At 74.2% G+C, this 24,130-nt stretch carries 23 protein-coding genes; 11 read left to right on the top strand and 12 right to left on the bottom strand.

All coding sequences use genetic code 11. The features are described 5' to 3' along the window. Positions 1-53: 53 nt before the first annotated feature. A complete protein-coding gene (manA, locus tag BKA05_RS14960; RefSeq protein WP_179532138.1) occupies positions 54-1,238 on the top strand; it encodes a mannose-6-phosphate isomerase, class I in 1,185 nt (394 codons plus the stop codon). Between the two features lie 25 nt (positions 1,239-1,263). Here manA and BKA05_RS14955 read toward each other — a convergent pair whose 3' ends face one another. The 3 genes from BKA05_RS14955 to heR all read right to left on the bottom strand — a co-directional run bounded on the left by BKA05_RS14955 (position 1,264) and on the right by heR (position 4,519). Next, positions 1,264-1,617 (bottom strand): hypothetical protein, encoded by a 354-nt coding sequence (locus BKA05_RS14955; RefSeq protein WP_179532137.1) that lies wholly within the window; start codon positions 1,615-1,617, stop codon positions 1,264-1,266. 21 nt (positions 1,618-1,638) lie between these two features. Further along, positions 1,639-3,534 (bottom strand): translational GTPase TypA, encoded by a 1,896-nt coding sequence (typA, locus tag BKA05_RS14950; RefSeq protein WP_179532136.1) that lies wholly within the window; start codon positions 3,532-3,534, stop codon positions 1,639-1,641. A gap of 178 nt (positions 3,535-3,712) precedes the next feature. Further along, positions 3,713-4,519, bottom strand: a complete 807-nt coding sequence (gene heR, locus BKA05_RS14945; protein WP_179532135.1) for a heliorhodopsin HeR — start codon at positions 4,517-4,519, stop codon at positions 3,713-3,715. 86 nt (positions 4,520-4,605) lie between these two features. Here heR and BKA05_RS14940 point away from each other — a divergent pair, with 86 nt between their 5' ends. From BKA05_RS14940 to BKA05_RS14930, 3 genes are all read left to right on the top strand, one after another. Then, positions 4,606-5,262, top strand: coding sequence for a hypothetical protein (locus BKA05_RS14940; protein ID WP_179532134.1), 657 nt, complete (start codon positions 4,606-4,608; stop codon positions 5,260-5,262). Positions 5,263-5,373: 111 nt separating this feature from the next. Beyond that, a complete protein-coding gene (locus tag BKA05_RS14935; protein WP_179532133.1) occupies positions 5,374-6,939 on the top strand; it encodes an NHL repeat-containing protein in 1,566 nt (521 codons plus the stop codon). 77 nt (positions 6,940-7,016) lie between these two features. After that, the gene (locus BKA05_RS14930) at positions 7,017-7,490 is read left to right on the top strand and encodes a PPOX class F420-dependent oxidoreductase (protein WP_179532132.1); all 474 of its coding nucleotides are present in this window, start codon (positions 7,017-7,019) and stop codon (positions 7,488-7,490) included. A 131-nt stretch (positions 7,491-7,621) separates the two neighbouring features. On the opposite strand, the gene BKA05_RS14925 is transcribed toward BKA05_RS14930, so the two are convergent. Both BKA05_RS14925 and BKA05_RS14920 read right to left on the bottom strand, forming a co-directional pair. Further along, on the bottom strand, positions 7,622-8,311 hold the full coding sequence (locus BKA05_RS14925; RefSeq protein ID WP_179532131.1) for an amino acid racemase: 690 nt from the start codon (positions 8,309-8,311) through the stop codon (positions 7,622-7,624). A gap of 148 nt (positions 8,312-8,459) precedes the next feature. After that, a complete protein-coding gene (locus BKA05_RS14920) occupies positions 8,460-9,224 on the bottom strand; it encodes an SDR family oxidoreductase (protein WP_179532130.1) in 765 nt (254 codons plus the stop codon). A 165-nt stretch (positions 9,225-9,389) separates the two neighbouring features. Between BKA05_RS14920 and BKA05_RS14915 the strand changes: the two genes are divergently transcribed. The 3 genes from BKA05_RS14915 to BKA05_RS14905 all read left to right on the top strand — a co-directional run bounded on the left by BKA05_RS14915 (position 9,390) and on the right by BKA05_RS14905 (position 11,739). After that, on the top strand, positions 9,390-9,800 hold the full coding sequence (locus BKA05_RS14915) for a hypothetical protein (protein ID WP_179532129.1): 411 nt from the start codon (positions 9,390-9,392) through the stop codon (positions 9,798-9,800). A gap of 128 nt (positions 9,801-9,928) precedes the next feature. Beyond that, entirely contained in the window at positions 9,929-11,206 is a 1,278-nt protein-coding gene (gene mshA / locus BKA05_RS14910; protein ID WP_425489723.1) for a D-inositol-3-phosphate glycosyltransferase, read from the top strand. Next, positions 11,203-11,739, top strand: a complete 537-nt coding sequence (locus BKA05_RS14905) for a type III secretion system chaperone family protein (protein ID WP_179532128.1) — start codon at positions 11,203-11,205, stop codon at positions 11,737-11,739. Before mshA ends, BKA05_RS14905 begins: the two co-directional genes overlap by 4 nt. Before the next feature lie 113 nt (positions 11,740-11,852). On the opposite strand, the gene BKA05_RS14900 is transcribed toward BKA05_RS14905, so the two are convergent. The 7 genes from BKA05_RS14900 to pilM all read right to left on the bottom strand — a co-directional run bounded on the left by BKA05_RS14900 (position 11,853) and on the right by pilM (position 19,215). Then, complete coding sequence (locus tag BKA05_RS14900) at positions 11,853-13,193, bottom strand: EAL domain-containing protein (RefSeq protein ID WP_179532127.1); 1,341 nt, start codon at positions 13,191-13,193, stop codon at positions 11,853-11,855. 265 nt (positions 13,194-13,458) lie between these two features. Beyond that, complete coding sequence (locus BKA05_RS14895) at positions 13,459-14,262, bottom strand: prepilin peptidase (RefSeq protein WP_179532126.1); 804 nt, start codon at positions 14,260-14,262, stop codon at positions 13,459-13,461. 7 nt (positions 14,263-14,269) lie between these two features. Continuing rightward, a complete protein-coding gene (locus BKA05_RS14890) occupies positions 14,270-15,106 on the bottom strand; it encodes a hypothetical protein (protein ID WP_179532125.1) in 837 nt (278 codons plus the stop codon). Between the two features lie 78 nt (positions 15,107-15,184). After that, entirely contained in the window at positions 15,185-16,660 is a 1,476-nt protein-coding gene (locus BKA05_RS14885; protein ID WP_179532124.1) for a putative bifunctional diguanylate cyclase/phosphodiesterase, read from the bottom strand. A 1-nt stretch (position 16,661) separates the two neighbouring features. Then, a complete protein-coding gene (locus tag BKA05_RS14880; protein WP_179532123.1) occupies positions 16,662-17,318 on the bottom strand; it encodes a hypothetical protein in 657 nt (218 codons plus the stop codon). Next, positions 17,315-18,118 (bottom strand): PilN domain-containing protein, encoded by an 804-nt coding sequence (locus BKA05_RS14875; RefSeq protein ID WP_179532122.1) that lies wholly within the window; start codon positions 18,116-18,118, stop codon positions 17,315-17,317. The genes BKA05_RS14880 and BKA05_RS14875 overlap by 4 nt, the downstream gene beginning before the upstream one ends. Further along, a complete protein-coding gene (gene pilM, locus BKA05_RS14870; RefSeq protein WP_179532121.1) occupies positions 18,115-19,215 on the bottom strand; it encodes a pilus assembly protein PilM in 1,101 nt (366 codons plus the stop codon). The genes BKA05_RS14875 and pilM overlap by 4 nt, the downstream gene beginning before the upstream one ends. A gap of 281 nt (positions 19,216-19,496) precedes the next feature. Between pilM and BKA05_RS14865 the strand changes: the two genes are divergently transcribed. From BKA05_RS14865 to BKA05_RS14850, 4 genes are all read left to right on the top strand, one after another. After that, on the top strand, positions 19,497-20,594 hold the full coding sequence (locus BKA05_RS14865) for a type IV pilus twitching motility protein PilT (RefSeq protein ID WP_179532120.1): 1,098 nt from the start codon (positions 19,497-19,499) through the stop codon (positions 20,592-20,594). After that, on the top strand, positions 20,591-21,046 hold the full coding sequence (locus BKA05_RS14860) for an RsiG family protein (RefSeq protein ID WP_179532119.1): 456 nt from the start codon (positions 20,591-20,593) through the stop codon (positions 21,044-21,046). Before BKA05_RS14865 ends, BKA05_RS14860 begins: the two co-directional genes overlap by 4 nt. 168 nt (positions 21,047-21,214) lie before the next feature. Next, on the top strand, positions 21,215-22,939 hold the full coding sequence (locus BKA05_RS14855; RefSeq protein WP_298754908.1) for a GspE/PulE family protein: 1,725 nt from the start codon (positions 21,215-21,217) through the stop codon (positions 22,937-22,939). After that, positions 22,926-24,128 (top strand): PilT/PilU family type 4a pilus ATPase, encoded by a 1,203-nt coding sequence (locus BKA05_RS14850; protein WP_179532118.1) that lies wholly within the window; start codon positions 22,926-22,928, stop codon positions 24,126-24,128. Before BKA05_RS14855 ends, BKA05_RS14850 begins: the two co-directional genes overlap by 14 nt. Positions 24,129-24,130: the final 2 nt, after the last annotated feature.

Below are 24,130 nucleotides of genomic sequence, written 5' to 3'. Positions count from 1 at the left end.
GAGTTGACCCCACCGTCACCCGTACGCCGCGTGCGGACCATAGGGTCGGTGCCATGCACCTCCTCGACTGCCCCACGCAGGACTACGCCTGGGGGACGGCCCAGGACATCCCGTTCTTCCTGGCGCGGCCCTCCACCGGGGCGCCGGTGGCGGAGGTCTGGATGGGCACCCACCCGCTGGGGCCGGCGATGGTGGCGGGTCCGCACGGGACGGTGCCGCTCTCGGACCTGGCCGGCGAGCTGCCGTTCATGATGAAGATCCTCTCCGCGGCCCGACCGCTCTCGATCCAGGTGCACCCCAACGCCGAGCTGGCCCGCAAGGGCTTCGAGGCCGAGGAGGCCGCCGGCGTCCCGCTCGAGGCGCCGCACCGGCTCTACAAGGACGCCAACCCCAAGCCGGAGATGGTCTACGCGCTGACCGCCTTCGACACCCTCGTGGGGTTCCGGCCGACCGCGGAGATCCTGCGGATCCTCTCGCCGCTGGACCACCCCGTCGCGCAGCGGATGGTCGACCAGCTCACCCGCAACCCCGGCTTCCACGGCATCGTGAAGATGCTCGAGCGGCTGCTGATGGAGCCGCCCTCGGTGCACGAGGTCCACCAGATCGTGGCGCTGTGCCACGCCCGCCTCGGGCTCGGCCTCGACATCAAGCGGGCCTACACCTCGGTCGTGGAGATCGCCCCCCACTACCCGGGCGACGTCGGCGTCATCGTCTCCATGCTGCTCAACCGGCTCACCCTGCAGCCCGGGGAGGCCGCCTACCTCGGCGCCGGCATCATCCACGCCCACCTCTCCGGCATGTGCGTGGAGGTCATGGTCAACTCCGACAACGTGCTGCGCGCCGGGCTCACCCCCAAGCACCTCGACCCCGCCGGCGTCGTGGCCAGCATCGACGCCGAGATGTCCCGCCTGGCCCGGGTCACCCCCGAGCTGGTCGGCGCCAGCGTCGACGTGTTCGAGCCCGGCGAGGGGGAGTTCGGCCTCGCGGTGGCCCAGACCTCACCGGCGGACCGCGACGGCGTGGAGCTGCCCGAGCTCGACGCCCGCATCCTGGTCTGCACCGGCGGCGAGGTCGAGCTGACCAACGCGCACGGCGAGACGCTGCGGCTGACCCGCGGCGCCGTCATGTACGCCGGCCCCGAGGACGGCGCCCTGCGCGTGCGTGGCACCGGCGAGGTCGCCCAGGCCTACCACCCCGCCCAGGAGGGCCGCCGCCGCCGGATGCTCGACCTGGTCTGAGACGCCGCGCGGGCTGGGCGGCCGGCTAGGCGACCGGGGTGCCCGTGGGCTCGTCGGCCACGGGCCTCGGCGCGCGCTCACGACCCAGCACCACCGCGGCGGCCAGCCCGGCGAGCACCACCAGGTCGAGCCAGTAGAGGACCCGGTCCAGGCTGAGGTCGGCCCGCAGGTCCATCAGCAGCGGCTGGTCGTTGACGTAGAGCAGCCAGCTGAGCAGGTGGTAGGCCGCCAGCGCGGCGCCGAGCACCCCCGCGAGGGTCCCGACGCGGGCCCAGGCGCCCGCGCGCCAGCGCTCCGCGCACACGATCGCGAGGGCGGCGTACGCCAGCACCCGCAGCACCTCGTGGACGAAGTACTCCAACGGCATCCCGAGAACCATGCCGTCAGGCTCTCACGGGGCTCAGCCGCGGGCGGCCTTGCGTGCCCGGCTGGCGATCTTGGCCCGGTCGTTCTGGTCGAGGATCACCTTGCGGATGCGCACGGAGTCCGGCGTCACCTCGACGCACTCGTCCTCGCGGCAGAACTCCAGGCACTGCTCGAGGCTGAGCTTGCGCGGCGGGATGAGCTTCTCGAAGTTGTCGGAGGTCGCGGACCGGATGTTGGTCTGCTGCTTCTCCTTGGTGATGTTGACGTCCATGTCGTCGGCGCGGGAGTTCTCCCCGACGATCATGCCCTCGTAGACCTCGGTGGTCGGCTCGACGAACATCGTGCCGCGCTCCTGCAGCGAGGTCATGGCGTACGCCGTCGCCGCGCCCTTGCGGTCGGCGACCAGCGAGCCGGAGTTGCGCGAGCGGATCTCGCCGGCCCACGGCTCGTAGCCCTCGGAGATGTGGTGGGCGATGCCGGTGCCGCGGGTCTCGGTGAGGAACTCGGTGCGGAAGCCGATCAGGCCGCGCGCCGGGACGACGAACTCCATGCGCACCCAGCCGGTGCCGTGGTTGGTCATCTGCTCCATGCGGCCCTTGCGGGTGGCCAGCAGCTCGGTGATCGCGCCGAGGTACTCCTCCGGGGCGTCGATCGTCAGCCGCTCCATCGGCTCGTGGACCTTGCCGTTGATCTCCTTGGTGACCACCTGCGGCTTGCCCACGGTCAGCTCGTAGCCCTCGCGGCGCATCTGCTCGACCAGGATGGCCAGCGCCAGCTCGCCGCGGCCCTGGACCTCCCACGCGTCGGGGCGGTCGGTCGGGAGGATCTTGAGGGAGACGTTGCCGATCAGCTCGGCGTCGAGGCGGTCCTTGACCAGGCGGGCGGTGACCTTCGAGCCCTTCACCCGGCCCACGAGCGGGGAGGTGTTGGTGCCGATGGTCATCGAGATGGCCGGGTCGTCGACGTGGATCAGCGGCAGCGCGACCGGGTTCTCCGGGTCGGCCAGCGTCTCGCCGATGGTGATCTCGGGGATGCCGGCGATGGCGACGATGTCACCGGGGCCGGCGACCTCGCCCGGCTTGCGCTCCAGGCCCTCGGTGATGAGCAGCTCGGAGATCCGGACGTTCTTGACCTCGCCGTCGCGGCGCATCCAGGCCACGGTCTGGCCCTTCTTCAGCTCGCCGTTGTGGATGCGCAGCAGCGCCAGGCGACCCAGGAACGGGCTGGAGTCGAGGTTGGTGACGTGCGCCTGCAGCGGCGCGCCCTCGGTGTACTTCGGGGCCGGGATCGTCTCGATGATCGTGCGGAACAGCGGCTCGAGGTCCTGGCTGTCCGCGGGGAGCGTGCCGTCCTCGGGCTGGGTGAGGCTCGCGACGCCGGCCTTGCCGGAGGCGTAGACGACCGGGAAGTCCAGCGCGTCCTGGGAGTGCGACTCGTCGAGCAGGTCCATGAACAGCTCGTAGGTCTCGTCGACGACCTCGGAGATGCGCGCGTCGGAGCGGTCGGTCTTGTTGACCACCAGGATCACCGGCATGTCGGCGTTCAGCGCCTTGCGCAGCACGAAGCGGGTCTGCGGCAGGGGGCCCTCGGAGGCGTCGACCAGCAGCACGATGCCGTCGACCATCGACAGGCCGCGCTCGACCTCGCCACCGAAGTCGGCGTGGCCGGGGGTGTCGATGATGTTGATCGTCATGCCCTCGGGGGCGGAGGGGCCGACGTACTTCACCGCGGTGTTCTTCGCGAGGATCGTGATGCCCTTCTCGCGCTCGAGGTCACCGGAGTCCATGACCCGCTCGGCGACGCCCTCGGCCTGGTGGGCGCTGAACGCGCCGGCCTGGTGGAGCATCGCGTCGACGAGGGTGGTCTTCCCGTGGTCGACGTGGGCGACGATGGCGACGTTGCGAAGCTGGGCGGAGCGGGTCTCTGGCACGGGCCACGAGTCTAGGTCCGCGGCGCGGATACGCCGATTCCACGCCGGACCGGTGGGCGCTCGGGCCCGGGTTCGTGCGGCGTACGGCGGCGTACTGGTCTCATGGAACTGGCGCTGGTCTCACGGAGTTCCGGTCGACCAGCGCCGGTTTCACCACCCGGGTGGTGAAACCGCCACCTCAGCCGGCCAGCGAACCGCCGAAGATCTGCCACGCCAGAGCACTCTTGGCGACCAGGCTCAGCACCAGGTAGGCCTTCTCTCCGAAGCCGTAGCTCGCCCAGGGGCCGACCCCGCGGTACTGCAGCCACTGGTTGAGGCCGAAGCTGGAGAAGAAGACGAACAGGCTCACCACGATGCCGTAGACGAAGCCCGGGACCTCTGGGGCGCCGGCGGTGCTGACCACGATCGCCACCCACGGCGCGAGCCCCACGACGGTGCCGGCCCAGAACGGCAGCATCGTGCGCACCGGCTCCCCGGGCGGGTTCACCGCCTCCTGGACCCAGCCGAAGAGGATCATCGCGACGTTGGCGCCGGCGATGGCGATGACCGCACTGATCTCGGTGATGCCGTTGTAGGAGGCGATGAGCAGGATCATCAGCGTCGCGCTGAGGGAGTACTCCACCCAGCGGAACCGGTTGATCCCCGCCCGCAGGTCGCGCTCGTAGAGCCCGCGCGCCAGCGTCGCCGTGAGCCCGTGGTCGACCGCCGCGAGCAGCAGGAACGCGGCCACGGCCCAGCCGATGCGGACGTCGAAGAGCGCCTCGCCCGCCGGCGGGGTGGTGCCCGGCGGGCCCTCGGGGAAGGTCTCGACCACGCTGATCGCGAAGTCGCCGGCCAGCAGCAGCACCAGCACCGCCTGGGCGGCGTGGAGCACGGTGAGGCCGATGTTCCACCGTCGCAGGGAGGCCAGCATCGTGTCGTCGGTGCCGGTCGCGGTGCTCGGGGCGCCGGGGGTGCCGGCGTGGGCGCCGGGTGTGGGGGTCATGGCCTATCGGTACCCATTTGCGGCGCGTTCGTGCAAGTGGCCACTTCACCCGCTCACATCGGTCCGCGAGGACCTACCGTCGCAGGATGGGAACTCCTCGGGTCGTCCTGGCCACCGGCGTGGTGGTCGGGCTGCTGGTCGGCACGCTCGCTCCGGCGTACGCCGGAGACGACCGGCCCCCGAAGGTCGGTCGCAAGAACCTGCCGACCGTGGCCCGCGTGGCGCAGCTCTACCCGGTGCTGGAGGGCGGGTCGCGGTTCACCACCCGTGGCGGTCGGCAGGTGCTCGCCCACGCGGCCGACGACTGCGTCGGGACCTCCCTGGTGGCGATGGCCGACCGCGGCACCCGGGTCAACTACGACACCGCCGACGAGCCCGTGCCCGCGGACGAGGACACCCCGCGGGTGGGCGGCTACCGCTTCGCCAGCGTCGCTGCGGCCAAGGCGGTGGTGACGGCCCTCGAGGAGTACGCCGAGCGCTGCGCCGGCCTGCACACCGACGCCGAGGACCACACCGCGGAGCTCACCCGGCTCGACGACCCGGCCCACGGCGACCAGGCGGTGGCGCTGCGCGTCGACGTCACCTGGCCCGACGACGGCGACGGCGGCGGCTACCAGTCCCTGCAGCTGGTCGTCCGCGACGGACGCTCCCTCAGCGAGACGGTCGTACGACGCGTCGAGGGCGTCCCCGACCTCGACACGGCGCTCGCGCTGAGCCGGGTCGCCTGGCGCCGGCTGCGCTAGACCGTCGGGCGGGACCGGTCCGCCGGGACCGTCGTTGCCCCTAGGCTGACGAGGGTGACGTTGGCTGGGGGGCCGCGTGATCACGCGCGGACACGAGCTCTCGCGTCGGCGGTGGCCGGCGCACTGGTGGCGACCTCGACGGTCGCCTCGATGACGGTCGGCGGGCTCGTCCCGGCCGCCGCGGACGACCCACCACCCGCAGCCGCCACCTCGTCGGGCCCCGCCGGGCCGATCGCGGTCGCGGTCAACAGCCGCGGGACGTCGTACGCCGGGTTCGCGCAGGGCCGGGGGCTCGTGCGCCTGGGGGCCGACGGGAAGGCCCGCCGGCCGCTCGCGGTGCCGGGGGAGAACCCCGTGAACGGGCTGGCCGTCGACGCCCGCGACCAGCTGTGGGTCGACGACGGCGAGCGCGTCTCGCTGCTGGACCGGCGGGGGCGCCTGGTGCGGACCTTCGCGCACCGCCCGGTGCTGGCCTGCCCTGCGGAGGAGGGGGACGCGCGGCGCTACGGCGACCTCGCGCTCGGCCCCGGCGCCGTCTACGTCGCCGACCGGTGCCGGGCGACGGTGTCGGAGTACTCCCGCTCCGGGGTGCTGCGCGCCACCGTCGTGCTGCCCGGGGGTACGCCGGCCAGCGGCCTGGCCTTCCTCCGCGCCGGCCAGGGGCGACCCGACCGGTTGCTGGTGACCGTCCCGGACCGTGCGCGGCTGCTGGTCTTCGACGCCTCGCGCTTCGGCGACGGCGCCCGCCCGCTGCAGGTGCGCAAGGTGCGCCGGGTCGGCGGCGGCGAGCGGCCCCAGCCGACCGGCGTCGTGGCCGACAGGTTCGGTCAGGTGGTCGTGGCCGACGCCGCCAACCAAGTGCTGCTCTTCCTCGACGGCGACAACGACTTCTCCCTCTACCGGGTGCGTGGCGTGCCCGGCCGCGGCGGCTCGGGCGTCGGGCGGCTGCGCAGCCCGGCCGCGCTGGCGCAGTCCGGGCAGGACGGCAGCGGCATGGCCGGCAACCTGTGGGTCGCCGACACCGGCAACCGGAGGGTCCAGCGCTTCGACGTGGGCTCCTACACCTGGTTCGCGCGGACGGTGCGTGCACCGGACGTCGAGCCGCTGGCGGTCACGCCGCAGCCGTGCGCCGGTGCGGTCTCGGTGCGGGTGAACGCCGGCGAGGCCTGGACGCGCACCCCGCAGGTGACGGTGCGGGTCGTGGCACCCGCGGACGCGACCGGCCTGACCTTCCTGGGCTCCGCGACCCCGGAGCCGGTCGCGCTGCGCGAGGACTGCGACTACGACTGGCTGCTGGCCGCCGGCAACACCGACGTGCAGGTGCGCATCGACGGCGGTGCGCGGGACGGCGAGGTGCTCAGCGACCGCATCGGGCTGGACACCCAGCCGCCCCGGGTGCGGTCGGCGTCGGTGCGCTGGGTACGCCGGGACCAGCGGTGGGAGCTGAAGGTGCGGGCCGTGGACCGGGCCGGCCCGGAGGGCACCACGGGGGCCTCCGGGATCAGTGGTGCGCACACGGTCCTGCACTCCGGGCGGCGCAACGGGTCGGCCGGGACGGTGCGGGTCGTCGACGGTCGGGCGGTCGGGCACACCCGGGACGGGCGGTCGCTGGCTTGGGTGCGGGTGCTGGACCGCGCCGGCAACGCCAGCGACTGGGTGCGGGTCGAGCGGCGCTGACGCGGCCGCCACCGGCTGGCCCGCCCCGGGGCCGGTGCGCCCGAGGGGTGAGCCGCGGGCGGCGTACCGTCGCAGGCATGGGGAACCTCGCCACGACCCGACGTGTGGACCTGACCGACCTGCTGCACTTCGTGCGGCCGCTGCACCACATGACGCTGGTGACGTTCCGCCGCGACGGGCGGCCGCAGCTCTCGCCGGTCACCGGCGGCGTGGACGGTGACGGGAAGATCGTGGTCTCGACCTACCCCGACCGCGCCAAGGCCGTGAACCTGCGCCGCGACCCGCGCTGCTCGGTCCTGGTGCACGGGCAGGAGTGGGACGACGCCTACGTGCAGGTCGACGGCGAGGCGGCCGTGCTCGACATGCCGTCGCAGGCGGCCGAGGACGGGCTGGTGGAGTACTTCCGCTGCATCTCCGGGGAGCACCCGGACTGGGAGGAGTACCGCGCCGCCATGCGCCGCCAGGGCAAGTCGCTGCTGCGGATCACCCCCACCTCCTGGGGTCCCATCGCCACCGGCGGCTTCCCGCCGGACCGCGCGCCGCAGGGCTGAGGCCCAGCCCGTCCCTCGCGGCCCCAGGGGCCTCAGGCGTCACATGGGTCACGCGCCGGGGCTACTCCGCATTCTTTCTCACCCTTACTGCGCAGTAAGGGTGAGAAGTAATTCGTCGTATCCCGGGGCCCTCAGCCCAGCGCGCGGTCGAGGGCGGCCTCGACGTGCAGGCTCGTGCAGGGGAAGACGGGGATGTCGGCGTCGGCCTGGCGCACGAGCAGCTCGAGCTCGGTGCAGCCGAGGATGACCCCGCCCGCGCCGGCGTCCCACAGGTCCTCGATGAGACCGACGACCGTACGCCGCGACTTGGTGACCACGCGGCCGTGCACGAGCTCGTCGTAGATGATCCGGTTGACCGTGTCGTGGTGGTCGGCCGGCGGCACGTGGACGGTCAGGCCGTGCGAGGCCAGCCGGTCGGTGAAGAAGGAGCGCTCCATCGCGAACGTCGTGCCCAGCAGCCCGACCTGGCTGACGCCGGCGGCCTTGCAGGCCTCGGCGACCACGTCGGCCAGGTGCAGCACCGGGATGCCCACGGCCGCCTCGACCTGGTCGAAGACCCGGTGGAACGTCGTGGTGCACAGCAGCAGGAAGTCCGCGCCCGCGCGCTCCACGCCCTGCGCGGCCTCGACCAGGATGCGCGCGACGCCGTCCCAGTCCTCGGCCTCCTGCAGCCGCGTGACCTCGGCGAAGTCGACCGACGACAGGATCGTCTTGGCCGACGCCAGGTCGCCGACCCGCTTCTCGACACCGGTGTTGAGGAGTTCGTAGTAGGCGGCGCTGCTCTCCCAGCTCATCCCGCCGATGAGTCCGATCGTCTGCACGGGCGGCAGTCTTCCACGCGTCGTACGACGGCGAGGCACGTGTCCGTGACCCGGCTGGGTCTCGACACGCCCGTCGCGACCTCGTCCCTCGGTCGCGGGGCTCGCTGGACCAGCACCGGCCCTCCACCGGACCAGCCCAACGCTTCGCTCAGGGCTGCCGGTGGACCTTGTGCTGGGCCGCCTGGGCGCGGGGGCGGATGACCAGCTCGTCGATGTTGACGTGCGGGGGCCGGGTGACGACCCAGGCGATGGCGTCGGCGACGTCCTCGGCGACCAGCGGCTCGCGGACCCCGGCGTACACCGCGTCGGCCTTCTCGCGGTCCCCGTCGAAGCGCACGAGGGCGAACTCGTCGGTGCGCACCATGCCCGGCGCCACCTCGCAGACCCTGATCGGCTGGTCGAACAGCTCCAGGCGCAGCGTCTCGGTGACCACCTGGGTGCCGTGCTTGGCGGCGGTGTAGCCCGCGCCGCCCTCGTAGGCGATCCGGCCGGCCGTCGAGCCGACGTTGCAGATGACGCCCGCGCCCGAGGTCTTCAGCGCCGGCAGCAGGGCGCGGGTGACGAGCATCAGGCCGATGACGTTGACCTCGTACATCGCCCGCCACTGCTCCGCGTCGGCCTCGGCGACCGGGGCCGAGCCGAACGCGCCGCCCGCGTTGTTGACCAGCACGTCCAGTCGCTCCCCGACGACCTCGGCGAGCGCCGCGACCGACTCCTCGGAGGTGACGTCGACGGTCAGCGGCGTACCCCCGATCTCCTCGGCCAGCGCCGTCACCCGCTCGGTGCGCCGCGCCGCGCAGTAGACGTGGAACCCCTGCTCGGCCAGGGCTCGCGCGGTGGCGGCGCCGATGCCGCTGCTGGCGCCGGTGACGACAGCGGTGCGGCGGGTGTCCGACTCGGTGTGGGAGGTCATGGCGCCATCGAACCACCCGGCCCCGGACGCTGCGGGGACGGCTCTGGTCCACCGGTCGCCGGTGGTGCACCATGGGGCAGCGCCCGAGCCGGGTCGGGCGCGGCCGTCATGGGGCGGCGGACGGGCCGAGCGGTCCGTCGCGGAGCGTCGGGAGGACGTGTGCGCGTGCAGGTCGGGACCGTGGTCAGCGGTGTGGGGGTGCTGGGTGCCGTGGCGTGGGTGGCGCGCTGGGCGACCGACCTCGACCCGCTGCTGTGGGTGGGCGCCGCGCTGCTGAGCGTCGTCGCCGTCGCCGCGGGTGCCGGCATGGTCAAGCCGGTGCCGCTGCGCGTGGTCGTCGGCGTGTGCCTGGCGCTGCTGTGCTGGTCGCTGGGTGCCGTGGCCGGACTCGACGGCGCCCCGGTCCGCGCCGGCGTCGCCGGCCTGGTGCTGCTGGTCGTCATCCCGGTCGCCTGGGAGCGGGTACGCCCGGTCGGCCCCGCGCCCGCGGCTGCTCGAGACAGCACCCGGGCCGGGCGGGCCGCCGGCGGCAGGCGGGCCGCCCCCGAGAAGCGCCCGGGCAGCCACGCCCGCTGAGCAGGCCGCCGTCCCGACGGCCGGACGCCCACCCCGGGGGTGGGAATGCCCCGGGGCGGTCCGGTGTTCACTGGTGCTGACGCCGGGTCCGTCCGGCGTCCACCTGTAGTCCAGCCCTGGGGGAGCCTGTGAGCCCTGATGTCGCCCGGCCCGTACGCCGGCTCGCGATGATCAGCCTGCACACCTCCCCGCTGGACCAGCCGGGCACCGGGGACGCGGGCGGCATGAACGTCTACGTCATCGAGCTCGCCCGCCGCCTGGCCCGCCAGGGCATCGAGGTCGACGTTTTCACCCGTGCCACCTCCTCCGCGCTGCCGCCGGTCGTCGAGGCCGCCGACGGGGTGCAGGTCCGTCACGTCCACGCCGGCCCCTACGAGGGGTTGTCCAAGGACGAGCTGCCCGGCCAGCTGTGCGTCTTCGCCCGCGAGGTGCTGCGCACCGAGGCCGCCCAGCCGCGCGGGCACTACGACGCCGTGCACTCCCACTACTGGCTCTCGGGCCAGGTCGGGGCGCTGGCCCGCGACCGGTGGGGCGTCCCGCTCGTGCACACCATGCACACCATGGCCCGGGTCAAGAACGAGTCGCTCGCCGAGGGCGACACCCCCGAGCCCGAGGCCCGGGTGATCGGCGAGCAGCAGGTCGTGGAGGCCGCCGACGTGCTGGTCGCCAACACCGACATCGAGGCCAAGCAGCTGATCAACCTCTACGACGCCGACCCCGGTCGGGTCGAGGTCGTCCACCCCGGCGTCGACCTCGAGGTGTTCCGGCCCGCCCCGCAGGCCGCGGCCCGCGCCGCGCTGGGCCTGCCCGCCGACGCGCAGGTGGTGCTCTTCGCCGGTCGCATCCAGCCGCTGAAGGCGCCCGACGTGCTGCTGCGCGCGGTCGCGGTGCTGCTCGAGCGTGAGCCCGCGCTGCGCGACCGGCTCGTGGTCCCCGTCGTCGGCGGGCCCTCCGGGTCGGGCCTGGAGCACCCGGAGTCGCTGGCCGAGCTGACGGCCGCCCTCGGGCTCGGTGACGTCGTGCGGTTCGTCCCGCCCGTGGCCCAGTCGCAGCTGGCGCAGTGGTACGCCGCCGCGACACTCGTCGCCGTGCCGAGCTACAACGAGTCGTTCGGGCTCGTCGCGGCGGAGGCGGGGGCATGCGGTACGCCCGTGGTGGCCGCGGCCGTGGGCGGGCTGCCCACCGTCGTACGCGACGGGCGCAGCGGGCTGCTCGTCGACACCCACGACGACGCCGACTGGGCACACGCACTGGGGCGGGTGCTCACCGAGCCCGGCCTGCACGACCGGTTGGCGGCGGGCGCGGCGGCGCAGGCGCGGGAGTTCAGCTGGGACGCGACGGCCACCGCGATGCTGGAGACCTACGAGCGGGCCCGGCAGCTGATGCGGGCGGAGGTGACGGCATGAGCCGGCAGGAGCGTGAGCAGGTCATCGAGGTCGTGCGGGGCTACCTCGCCGACAACGAGCTCGAGGCCGACGAGGTCTCCGACGGCGTCTTCTCCTTCGCGCTGCCCGGCGAGAAGAAGCTGCAGACGCCCGTCCGACTCGACGTCGGGCCGCACGCCCTGGGCGTGCACGCCTTCGTGTGCCGGCGCCCCGACGAGAACCACGAGCGCGTGTGGCGCTGGCTGCTCGAGCGCAACCTGAAGATGTACGCCGTCGCGTTCGCCTGCGACCACCACGGCGACATCTACCTCGACGCCCGGCTGCCGCTCGCCATCGCCACCCCCGAGGAGCTCGACCGGCTCCTGGGGTCGGTGCTGAGCTACGCCGACGACTCGTTCAACGCGATCCTCGAGCTCGGCTTCGCCTCCTCGATCCGCAAGGAGTGGGAGTGGCGCAAGCTGCGCGGAGAGTCCACCCGCAACCTCGAGGCGTTCCGCGGGTGGCTCGAGGCCGAGGACGCCGCGAGCGGGCCGTCGGGCGCCGCTCAGGGCTGAGCGCCTCGTCCGTCCCAGGGGCCCCAGGGGTCACGTCGGAGGGGTAGTCCGTATTCTTTCTCACCCTTACTGCGCAGTAAGGGTGAGAGAGAATGCGTCGTATCCCCGCCGCCTCACCCCACCCGACCCACCGGACCGACCCCACCACCGAGGTTCAGCTCGTGGGCGGGGACGGGGCGGCCGAGGTGGTAGCCCTGGACCAGCCGCACGCCGAGGGTCCGCAGGACGGCGGCCTGGGTCTCGTTCTCCACGCCCTCGACGACCACCTCGACGGGTGCGGTGTCGAGCAGGCCGAGGACGGCTCGCAGCAGGTCGAGGTCGGCCGGGGAGTCGTCGATGCGGCTGACCAGCGAGCGGTCGACCTTGACGGTGTCCACCGGCAGGTCCAGCAGCTGCCCGATCGAGGACCAGCCGGCACCGAAGTCGTCGATCCCCAGCCGCACCCCGAGGGCACGCAGCTCGTCGAGGGTCGCGCGCACCTCGCGGTCGCCGATCATCAGGTCGGTCTCGGTGAGCTCCAGCAGCAGTGCGGTCGGCGGGAGGTCGTGCCGGCTCAGTGCCCGCGCCACGGCGGTGGCGTACGACGGTGAGCGCAGCTCCACGGGGCTGACGTTGACGTGGACCGTCACGAACCGGTGCGACCGCCACCAGGCCGAGGCCTGTCGCAGGGCTCGGTCGAGCACCCACTGGCCGAGCGGGTGGATCAGCCCCGAGGCCTCGGCGACCCCGATCGCGTCGGTCGGGGTGACCATGCCGCGCTGGGGGTGGCGCCAGCGCAGCAGTGCCTCCACGGCCGTGACCCGGCCGGTGCGCAGGTCGCGGACCGGCTGGTAGGCCAGGGAGAGCTGGGTGTCGGGGTCGGTGAGGGTCTCGGCGAGGTCGCCGGTGAGGCTCAGGGCGCGCACCGCCGGGTGCTCGGCGGACGTCGGGTCGTGCCAGCGCACCCCGCCGGGGGAGCGGCGGTCGGTGTCGAAGACGGTCTGCCGCACGTCCTCCAGGGCCTGCTGCGGCGGGTCGCCGTCGAGGCCGCGCAGGCCGATCGTGACCACCGGCCAGACGCGCGCGTGGGTGGTGGTGACGAACCCCTGGCAGACCTCCTGCAGGGCCTCGCCCACCGCGCTGCGCTCGGGGCGGTCGCACACGACCGCCGCCAGGGCCCCGCCGAGCGGGGAGACCGCGAGCAGGTGGACCTCGTGGCCCAGCGTGAGCATCCGCTGCGCCAGGACCGAGGTGACGGTGCCGAGCACCTCGGCGCCGAGCACGTCGGCGATCTCGGTCGCGTTGCCCACCGACAGGGCGACCAGCACCGAGGTGCGGCCGCGGCGGGCGGCCTCCTCCTGCGCGCGGCGTACCTGACGCAGCAGGGTGCGGCCGTGGCCCGGCAGGGTGACGGCGCCGTCGTGGGGTCGCGGCAGCGGGACCACCGCAGCCGGCTGGGACGGGGAGAAGGGCACGGGGGCAGGCTGCGCGGGCGCGGCTCGGTGCGCGCGGCTCGCCTCCATCTGGTGCCCCCATGCATCGACGTATGGCATGACGGTCCCCGAACGACCGCCGAGGGACACAGTGACGGACCTCGAAACCTCCGTCTCCGGTCGTCTAGACCGGTGCGCCAGGTGTTTCAGGCGTGACGGATGTGACTGACGGGCAAGATTTTGCTTTGTCGCCCTGTCACTCCCGTGGGCCCCGGGGAGCCGCTCGTCCCGTCCGCGTGCGGAGCGGTCAGGCCAGTCCGGTGAGGGAGAGGTAGGCGCCCGTGACCGGGTCGCCGGCGAAGAGGCCGACGGCGGCGCCGAGCAGCATGAAGGGGCCGTGCGGGAGCCGGGCGCCGCGGCGCAGCCGGCCGGTGGCCAGCAGCAGCCCGCCCACCAGGGCACCCAGGACGAAGCCGGCCATCAGCCCGACCAGCGCAGGGCCGAGACCGAGCGCCCCGAGCGCGACCGCGAGCACGGGCGCCAGTGCCACGTCGCCGAGGCCCATGCCGCGGCCACCGGTGAGCAGCCACGCGCCGCCGTACACGCCGACCCACGCCGCGACGGCGACCAGCAGCTCCCACAGCGGCGCCGCGGGCGACGCTCCGAGCTGGTCGACGACGACACCGGGCAGCGCCAGCGCCAGGGCCACGCCGGAGATCGCGAACGGCAACCGCTGGTGCTCCAGGTCGATCAGCGCCAGGGCCACGCCCGCGGCGGCCACCGGCAGCACGGCCAGCGCGACGGCGACGTCCTGCAGGTGCAGGGCCACGGCGACGAGGAGCGCTGCGGTGCCGGCCTCGACCAGGGGGTAGCGCACCGAGATCGGGGTGCGGCAGTCGCGGCAGCGACCCCGCAGCAGCAGCCACGAGAGCACGGGGACGTTGTCGCGACCACGCACCGGCTGTCGGCACTGCGGGCACGCCGAGGGTGGGTGCACCACCGAGAGGCCCAGCGGCACCCGGTGCACCACGACGTTGAGGAACGACCCGATCGCCAGCCCGAGCGGGGCGACCAGCCCCACCACGAGCGGCCAGGGCAGGGTGGCGGTCATCGTCCGGTCACCCGGCCAGTCCGGCGGCGGCGAGCCGCTCGCGCTGGTCGGCGGGCAGCAGGTCCAGGAGCGGCTGCGGCAGCGCCGAGGGCACGCCGGCCCCGTCCGCGCCGGCCAGGTCCGCGACACCGGAGAGGTCGGAGAGGTCGCCGAGGTGGTCCAGGGGGGCGAGCAGCGCCCGGACCGAGCCCGCCGTGCGCACCAGGCCGAGCGCGGCCTCGCGGCAGGCGCGCAGCGCGGCCACCGGCTCCTCCAGGCGTACGTCGGAGACGGCCCGGGCCAGGTCCACCCCGTGTGCCCCCAGGGCCGGTCGGAGCACCTGCAGGTCGGCGGCCCACTGGGCCAGCACCGCCCCGGTGGCATCCCCCGTGGCCGCCAGCTCGCGCGACAGCGCGGCGTAGGCCGTCGACGCCCCGACGGGGGGCGCCACGGGCTGCCCCGGGCCCGAAGGGCCGGGCTCGAGCGGCGTGGACGGGTCGACCGGCGGCACCGCCGCCCGCTCGGGTGCGGGGTCGACGGGCTCGTCCACAGGCTGGGTCGAAGACGGGTCGGACGCCCCGTCCGGCACACGGCCGGCCGGGCGGTCGGACGGGCGGGCGACCCGCTGCTCGGCGTCCCACTCCGCCAGCGTGCGGGTGAGCACGTCGACCTGGCGTCGCAGCACCCGCACGTCGGGGTCATCGGCCTGCGGGGGCAGGGCCTCGACGTCCTCGAGGTCCCGCACCTCGGCCAGGCGGCGGCGGCGCACGGAGAGCACGAGGTAGGTCGAGAGCAGCACGGCGAGCACGCCCAGGCTGCTGGGGACCACCCAGGCGGCGAGCTCGGGGGTGAGGGACGGGGTCACGTCCGGTGTATCGGCCCTGGCCGAGCGGCTCTTGAGGGGCGGCTCTTGAGGGGCGGTCGGACCCGGCTGGGAGCGGGCTCAGCGCCCCAGCAGCCGGGAGCCCTCGCGGTGCCACTCGGCGGCCCAGCCGGCGACGTCGTCGAGGGCGAACGGCTCACCGAGCAGGTAGCCCTGGAACGCGCCGCAGCCCAGGCCGCGCAGCCGGTGCACGGTCTCGGTGGTCTCGACGCCCTCGGCGACCACCCGCACGTCCAGGCCGCGGGCGGCGCTGATCATGGCGCGGCACAGCCGCTCCGCGTCGGGGTCCGCGGCCACGGCCCGCACCAGGTGCGGGTCGATCTTGATCTCACGCACCGCGGGCAGCTGCCACAGCGAGGTCAGGGAGGTCTGCGCCGAGCCGAAGCCGTGCACGCTGACCCCGCAGCCCAGCTTCCTCAGCCCCTCCAGCAGCGCGGTGACCTCGGCGGTCGCGCGGGGCGCGGGCTCGGTGATCTCCAGGACCAGGTCGTGCGCGTGGACGCCGGACTCCTCCAGCAGCCGACCCAGGTCACCCAGCAGCCGGGTGCCCATCATGCTGCGCGCCGAGACGTTGACCGCGACGGTCGCGCCGGGGGCGCTGCGCTGCAGCGTCGGCAGGTCGGCCAGGGCACGGCCCAGCACCCACCGGGTCAGGTCGGCGATCACCGCGCTCCGCTCGGCGCGGGGCAGGAACAGGTCGGGCAGCAGCAGCCCGCGCTCGGGGTGCTGCCAGCGCACCAGCGCCTCGAAGCCGGTCACCGCACCGGTCCACCCGTCGACCTGCGGCTGGTAGTGGACCACCAGCTCCTCGCGCCGCAGCGCCCCGGCCAGCTCCTCGGGGCCGGTGCCGTCGGAGGTCGCCCGGTCGCCGCCGGGGCGGCGCCAGCGCTGGGGGGAGGACTTGGCGTCGTACATCGCGGAGTCGGCGGCCTGCAGCAGGTCGGCGACGGTGCGGCCGTCGTCGGGGTGGACGGCCAGGCCGATGGAGGGGGTGATCGACCAGCTGACCTCGTCGAGACGGATCGGCTGGGACAGCTCGGAGAGCAGGTCCTCCGCACGCCGCTCGAGGGCGGCGGCATCGGGAGCGGCGATGAGCAGGGCGAACTCGTCGCCGCCCAGTCGCACCGCGAGGTCCTCGCCGGCGGCGATGGCCCGGGCCCGCTGACCGATCTCGACCAGCACCCGGTCGCCGGCGTGGTGGCCCAGGGTGTCGTTGACGGCCTTGAAGCCGTCCAGGTCGAGCAGCAGCAACCCGGCCTGCCCGCCGGCCTGCTCGGCCTCGGCGATCAGCCGCGGCCCCTCGGCCGAGAGCACCTCGCGGGTCGCCAGGCCGGTGAGGGGGTCCAGCTGCCCGGCGCCGCCGGGCAGCAGGCGCATCAGCCGGGGTACCCAGCGCCGGCCGCGGACGGGGTCCCGGAAGGTGATCACCACCTGGTCCCACCCCCGCGCCCTGGCGACGAGCAGGAAGCAGACGCCCAGCAGCGCGACCAGGGCGACGGCGAGGACCGCCACCCGGTGGTCGGCCGCTGCGTCCATGTCATCCTGCCTGACTCGTCTCGTCCAAGGCCGGTGAGGGGACCGGCGGCGCGACGTAGGTCGCGCCGGAGATCGACATGGTCAGGTTAGAGGAGTCCCCGTCGGCGGAGAGGGAGACAGACCGTACGAGGAACGCGCGGTCCAACCGCTCCAGACCACGCAGCATCCGCCGGGCCTCGTCGTAGCCGCCCTCCAGCGTCATCGCGACGGTCTGCACCGCGAGGTCGGAGGGTACGGCGGCAGGGGCCGCGCCGGGGTCGGACCCGTCCTCCGTGGGGCTCGGCGGCGGTGCGGGCGCGGCCAGCGGTGCGGGGGCCGAGGGGCTCAGGGTCGTGATGTCACCGGGGGCGTAGCCGGCCTCGCGGGCGATCTCGCCGATCTGCTCGAAGAACCCGGGCTGGTCCGCGGTCGGGGGGAACAGCGCGGCGAGCCGCTCCTCGGCGCGCTCGGTGTCGCCGAGGTCCTCGGCCTTGGCCTGCAGCCGGGTCAGCTGCAGCGCCAGCAGTGCGGAGCGGTCGGCGGCGGCCTCGGCGGCCTCGCGCTGCTCCCCGACGTGGGCCAGCGTCGGCCCCAGGAGCAGCACCCAGCCCAGGGCCCCGGTGAGCAGCAGGACCAGCGAGCCGATGACGGCGGTGGCGGAGGTGGAACGGAGGTTCACTCGGACCCCTCCCCGGTGGTGTCCCCGGTGGTGTCCTCGGTGGTGTCGCCGCTGGCGTCCTCGGTGAGACCCGTGAGCGACGCGCGGTCGTCGTAGCGGCCGGTGAAGACCTTCGGCGTGAGGGCGACCGAGCCGCTGAAGGTGACCGACGAACCCTCGTCGGTCGTCGTCGTGGTGATGAACGGCTCGGAGAACTCCTTGGCAGCGGCCAGCTCGATCACCAGCCGCCCCACCGTGGCGCGGTCGGCGGCGGTGCCCGAGAGGGTCACGCAGCCGATCACCTCGAGCACCGCGAACGGGTCGGGACCGGGGCACCCGGCCGCCACCAGGCCGCGGGTGACCTCGCCGATCGTGCCGTCGGGGGCGATGGTGACCCCGACGCCGGTGGGCAGGTCGACCGAGAGCGACTCGATCCGCGCTCCGGCCGGGGTCGCGTCGGCCAGCGCCTCCAGCACCTGGGAGAAGGCGACGTCGGTGACCATCTGCTGCTGGACCGCGCGGGCCCGCCGGTCGACCCCGTCGACGTAGGTCTGCACCGGTGCCAGGTCGGCGATCCGGCCCTGCAGGCTCTCGGCGGTGGCCTCCTCGCCCCGCAGGTCGGCCTCCACCTGCGCCAGCACGACCCGCTCGTAGGACCAGGCGCCGGCGATGACGACCACCAGGGCGAGCAGCCCGAGCGCGAACCGCTGCCGCCAGCGGCGTACCCGCAGCTCCTCGTGGACCCACGGCGAGAGCAGGTTGACGCTGCTGACGACCTCGACCCGGGTGTCGGCGGGGGCCCGGTCCTTGAGGGTGATCATGCGATCGCCCCCAGGCAGAGCGCGGCCGGCACGACGTAGGCGTCCGACGGGCGCTCGGTGGCGTCGTCGGTGCCCTTGCCCCTGCCCCCGGGGGGAGTGGTCGCGCCGTCGACGACGGAGGAGAGCGTGAGCGGGCGGACCGGGAGCCCGAGCGTGCGGGAGCAGGTGTCGAGGAAGGACGGGTGGGCGGCACCCGCGCCGGTCACGGCGACCGAGCCGACCACGTGCTCTGCGTCGGAGTCGGAGTAGAAGTCCAGCGTCGCCCGGATCTCGTTCACCAGCCGGGTCGTGGCGTGCCGCAGCGTCGCCTCGTGCTTGATCGCCGCCTCACGCTTGAGCCGCTCGGCCTGGTCCCACTCCATGCCGGTCGCGGCGACCAGGGTGTGGGTGAGGCCGTCCCCGCCGAGACCCGCGGCCACCCGCACGAAGTGCGGCACGCCGGCGGTGTGGACGGCCACGGCGACCTTGTCCGAGCCGACGTCGATGACGGCCTCGGTCCGCGGGGGCGGCAGCTGGCCGGGGCGACCCTCGGCGGCGGCCTGGGCCAGTGCCTCGCGGCGGCTCGCGGCGGCCGCGGCGCGCACCAGGGCGAGGGGCGCCAGGTCGGCGGTCCGGGCGCGCAGGCCCGCGGCGCGGACGGCCCGCACCATCTCGTCCACGGCCCCGCGGGCTGTGGCGACCAGCAGGATGCGCACCATCCGACGCTCCTGGCCGGACTCGTCGCGCCGGGTGACCTCGCCGAGCAGCACGTGGTCGAGGTTGGCGTCGTCGACGGCGACCGGCAGCAGCTCGGCCACCTGGTAGCGCAGCGCCCGCTTGAGGTCGGCCGGCGGCATCCAGTCCAGCTCGATCTGGCGCACCAGCACCGACCCGCTGGAGACCCCCAGGCGGACCTCGCGGGTGGAGAACCTCCCTGCCCGCCACAGCTCCCGGCACGCCGCCGTCACCTGGTGCGGGTCGGCCACGACCCCGGTCTCGACCGCGCCACGGCCCAGCTCGATCGAGCCGTGCCGGCGCAGGGTCGGGTTCTTGCCGCGCAGCTCGACGGCTCGGACGGCGGTGCGCCCGATGTCGAGTCCGACGACGGTGCTGGCCATGGTGCTCCCTGCTGTGGGGTCGGGTGGTCGCCGGTGGGTCCGCGGCGGGTCTGGGTCGTTGCAGGGGAGGTGTCGGACCCGGGTCGGTGCGACTTGAGGGCTGCCGCGGACCGGTGCGGACCAGCGTCGTACCCGCGGTAGGTGAGGGGCGTCCTGGCGGTGGGACGGCGCTCAAGGTGCGGGTCGCGGCTGCCGAGACCCCCGGTGCCCGGGCCGCCACCCGGTTCACCCGGCCGCAGCCGGCACGCACACCCAGCACGCCCACCCAGGAGGAGCCGCCCATGGAGAGCGCACTGCGCGACCTGCTCCAGCAGGTGGTGACGCTGGACGCCTCGGACCTGCACCTGCGGGCCGGGGCGGTGCCGAAGGTACGCCGCTCGGGGGCCCTCGAGCCGCTGCCGGTGCCCGCCGCGGGACCCGACGACCTGGCCCGGATGCTCGCCAGCGCCATGACGCCCGACGTGCTGGCCACCTTCGAGCGCGACCTCGAGGCCGACTTCGCGATCGCCGCGGAGGGCATCGGCCGGTTCCGCGTCAACGCGTTCCGCTCCCGCGGCGCGGTCGGCGCGGTGCTGCGCCGGATCGGGGAGGACCCGCTGCCGCTCGACGCGCTCGGCATGCCCGAGGCCGTAGGGCGGCTGGCGCTGCGTCCCCGAGGGCTGGTGCTGGTGACCGGGCCCACCGGCTCGGGGAAGTCCACGACCCTCTCGGCGATGGTCGACCTGGTCAACCGGACCCGGCCGGTGCACGTGCTGACGCTGGAGGACCCGATCGAGGTCGTCCACCACGACAAGCAGGCCACGGTCACCCAGCGCGAGCTCGGCTCCGACACCCGCGACTGGTCCAGCGCCCTGCGCGCCGCGATGCGCCAGGACCCCGACGTCATCCTCATCGGCGAGCTGCGCGACGCCGAGACCGTGCGGGCGGCGCTGTCGGCCGCCGAGACCGGGCACGCCGTGCTGAGCTCGATGCACACCACCGATGCGCGGGAGACGGTGCTGCGGCTGGTGGAGTTCTTCCCCAGCCACGAGCAGCCGCGGGTGCGGGCCGCCCTGGGCGCGAGCCTGGAGGGGGTCGTCTGCCAGCGGCTGGTGCCGCGTGCCGACGGCGCCGGTCGGGTGTGCGTGGTCGAGGTCGGGGTGCGCGACGCGCGGTTCGCCGAGGCCGTGGCCGACCCCGACAAGACCCACGACCTGCCCGAGGTGCTCGCCGAGGGCAGCTGGTCGGGGATGCAGACCTTCGACCAGCACCTGCTCGCGCTGGTCCAGGCCGGGACCGTCGACGTGCGCACCGCGACGATGGCGGCCTCGAACCCGCACGACTTCGGTGTCATGCTGCGGCGTACCGGATGGACGCCTGCCCCGGAGGGAGCACGATGAGCGAGGACGCACCCGCGCTGGAGAGCCTCGGGCTCGAGGAGCTGCGGCAGTACCGTCAGCGTTTGCGTGACGAGGAGGACCGGGTCTCCTACTGGCGCCGGGTCGTCCACGCGCGGATGGACCTGCTCACCGCGGGCCGCTCCACCGCGGGGTCGATCTCGGTCGACGAGCTCGTCCGGGTGCTCGGCGACACCGGCACCGGCGCGGCCCGGACGGCGCTGATGCGCGTCCGCGCGGCCGAGCCGCTCCCCGACGTACCCGACCTCACCGAGGTGTGGGTCGCCCCGCGCTCCGCCGCCGACGCCGCCCGCCAGCTCGCCGCGCTCGAGCACGCCGAGCAGCAGCTCACCGGCTACCGCACCGCCCTCTTCGCCCGCATCGACGCCGCCGGGGTCGAGCTCATCCGCCGCTACCGGGCCGACCCCACCCTCGCCCTCTCCGTCCTCGGCTGACGACCCGGCGGGGGTCTCGACGCCCGCCTCGTCGCTGGCGCTCCTCGGCTGCTCGACCACCGTCGGGCACCCTCGGCAGGTGGTCGAGCAGCGAGCGCCAGCGAGCGGGCGTCGAGACCACCCAGCGGTCCCCTCAAGGTCGCGTACGCCGCAGCCGAGACCTCTCCCGTGGACACCGCCTCGCTGACCCGACCGGACGGCCGACCCGAGGGCCGGCGCGGCCCGGTGGTGGAGGAGCTGCTCGCCCAGGGCAAGGTCACCCCCGCCCAGGTCGAGGAGGCGCGGGCCCTGGCGGGTCCCGGCGGGGAGGTGCTGCCGGCCCTGGTGCGGATGGGCGTGGTGGACCGCGCCGAGCTGCTGCGCTGGGGTGCCGAGGCCAGCGGGGTGGACTTCCTCGAGCTGACCGACCTGCCGCTGGACGCCGCGGCGACCGCCCTGCTGCCAGGCGACTTCGCGCGCCGGGCCGGGATCATCCCGGTGGGCTGGCGCGACGGGGAGCTGGTGGTGGCCGCGCCGGTCCGCCTCGTCCTGGACCTGTCCCTCAAGGACGACGTGGCGCGACTGACCGGTCAGCGCGTCCGGTTCGCGCTGGCACGCTCCGCGGAGATCCAGCAGCGGCTGAACCAGACCTACCGAGCCGAGGGCGAGCTCGCCGACCTCAGCATCGACCTGTCCCACGACGTCGAGGACACCGACGACGACCTCGACACCTTCACCGAGGTGGCCGAGGACGCCCCGGTGGTGCGGTTCGTGAACCTTCTGATCACCCAGGCGATCGCCGACAAGGCCTCCGACATCCACCTCGAGCCGACCGAGAAGGACCTGCGGGTCCGTTACCGCATCGACGGCGTGCTGCGCGACGCCCACCGCGCCCCGCGGAGCATCCTCGGCGGGGTCGTGTCGCGGCTGAAGATCATGGCCGACATGGACATCGCCGAGCGGCGGATCCCCCAGGACGGGCGGCTCTCGGTCAGCCACCTGGGGCAGACCATCGACCTGCGCGTCGCGACCCTGCCGACGGTGTGGGGCGAGAAGGTCGTCGCGCGTGTCCTCGACAACTCCAACACCCGGCTCGGCCTGGCCGACCTGGGGTTCAGTCCCGGCAACTTCACGCGGTTCGAGGCGTCGTACACCAAGCCCTACGGGATGATCCTGGTGACCGGCCCGACCGGGTCGGGCAAGTCGACGACGCTCTACGCCACGCTCAACATCCTCAACCAGCAGCACGTCAACGTCATCACGGTCGAGGACCCGGTGGAGTACCGCCTGCCCGGCATCAACCAGGTGCAGACGAACCCCAAGGCCGGCCTGACCTTCGCCTCGGCGCTGCGCTCGATCCTGCGCTCGGACCCCGACATCGTGCTGATCGGTGAGATCCGCGACCACGAGACGGCCAACATCGCCGTCGAGGCTGCGCTCACCGGTCACCTCGTGCTCTCGACGCTGCACACCAACGACGCGCCGTCGGCGGTGACGCGGCTGGTGGAGATGGGCATCGAGCCGTTCCTGGTGGGCTCGGCGCTGGACTGCGTGGTCGCCCAGCGGCTGTGCCGCTCGCTGTGCGAGCGGTGCAAGGAGGCCTACGTCCCCGGTGCCGAGGCGCTCGCACTGGTGGGGTTCCCCGTCGAGCCGGGGGAGGCCGACGACCTGGTCCTGCACCGTCCGAAGGGCTGCTCGACCTGCGGTGGCACCGGCTACCGCGGCCGGATGGCGCTGCACGAGGTGATGCCGATCGACGAGCAGCTGGAGAAGCTCACGGTCCGTCGCTCCAGCGCCGACGAGATCACCCGGGCCGCGCGCGAGGGCGGGATGGGCTCGCTGCGGGAGGACGGCTGGCTCAAGGTCCGCCACGGCCGGACCTCGATCGAGGAGGTGCTCCGTGTCGTGGGGTGAGGAGTGGGCCCCCGAGGCCCCCGCGCCGCTGGTCGACCTCGACGCCCTGCTCCGGCACGTCGCGGAGGGCGGTGGCTCCGACCTGCACCTGACCGTCGGCGCACCGCCGACGGTCCGCGTGCGCGGCGAGATGACGCCCGTCCCCGGCACCGCGACGCTCACCGCCGAGGACCTCCGCGAGGCGTTGTACGCCGTCATGACCGAGCGTCAGCGCCAGGTGCTCGAGGAGACCCGCGAGCTCGACTTCGCCTACGCCGTCCCGGGGCTGGCGCGCTTCCGCGTCAACGTGTTCTGGCAGCGCGAGGCGGTCGGCGCGGTGATGCGGTTGATCCCGTGGCGGATCACGCCGCTGGAGGACCTCGGCATGCCGCCGGTCGTGGAGACCTTCGGCCACCTCAAGCGCGGCCTGGTGCTGGTCACCGGGCCGACGGGGTCGGGCAAGTCCACGACGCTGGCGGCGATGCTCGACCAGATCAACCGGACCCGGCGCGGGCACATCATGACCATCGAGGACCCCATCGAGTTCCTCCACCAGCACCAGGGGTGCCTGGTCAACCAGCGCGAGGTCGGGGCCGACACCAGGGACTTCCGCAGCGCGCTCAAGCACGTGCTGCGCCAGGACCCCGACGTCATCCTGGTCGGCGAGCTGCGCGACCTGGAGACCATCTCGGTCGCGCTGACGGCCGCCGAGACCGGCCACCTGGTGCTCGCCACGCTGCACACGCAGTCCGCGCAGGACACGGTGAGCCGCGTGGTCGACGTGTTCCCCTCCGGCCAGCAGCAGCAGGTCCGTACCCAGCTCGCCGCCACCCTGCAGGCCGTCGTGTGCCAGACGCTGGTGCCCACCGCCGACGGCACCTCGCGGGCGGTCGCGGCCGAGATCATGGTGTGCACGCCCGGCGTGCGCGCGATGATCCGCGACGACAAGCTGCAGCAGATCCCGGGCGCGCTCCAGGCCGGTGCCCGGCACGGCATGCAGACGCTGAACGCCCACCTCGCCTCGCACGTGCGGGCCGGGCGGGTCTCCCGCGAGGCCGGGCTCGAGCACTGCTCGGACCGCGAGGACTTCCTCTCCCTCGTCGGGTCGAAGAGCACGCTGGCCGCCGGGACGATGGTCTCCGGGAACGGCACCGCCGGAAGCAACGGCGCCGCGCCCGCGGTCGCCGCACCCACCTCCTCCTGGTCCTAGGG

This window comes from Nocardioides marinus, from assembly GCF_013408145.1.
GTDB lineage: Bacteria > Actinomycetota > Actinomycetes > Propionibacteriales > Nocardioidaceae > Nocardioides > Nocardioides marinus.
This window is presented reverse-complemented; position numbering and strand designations above follow the sequence as displayed.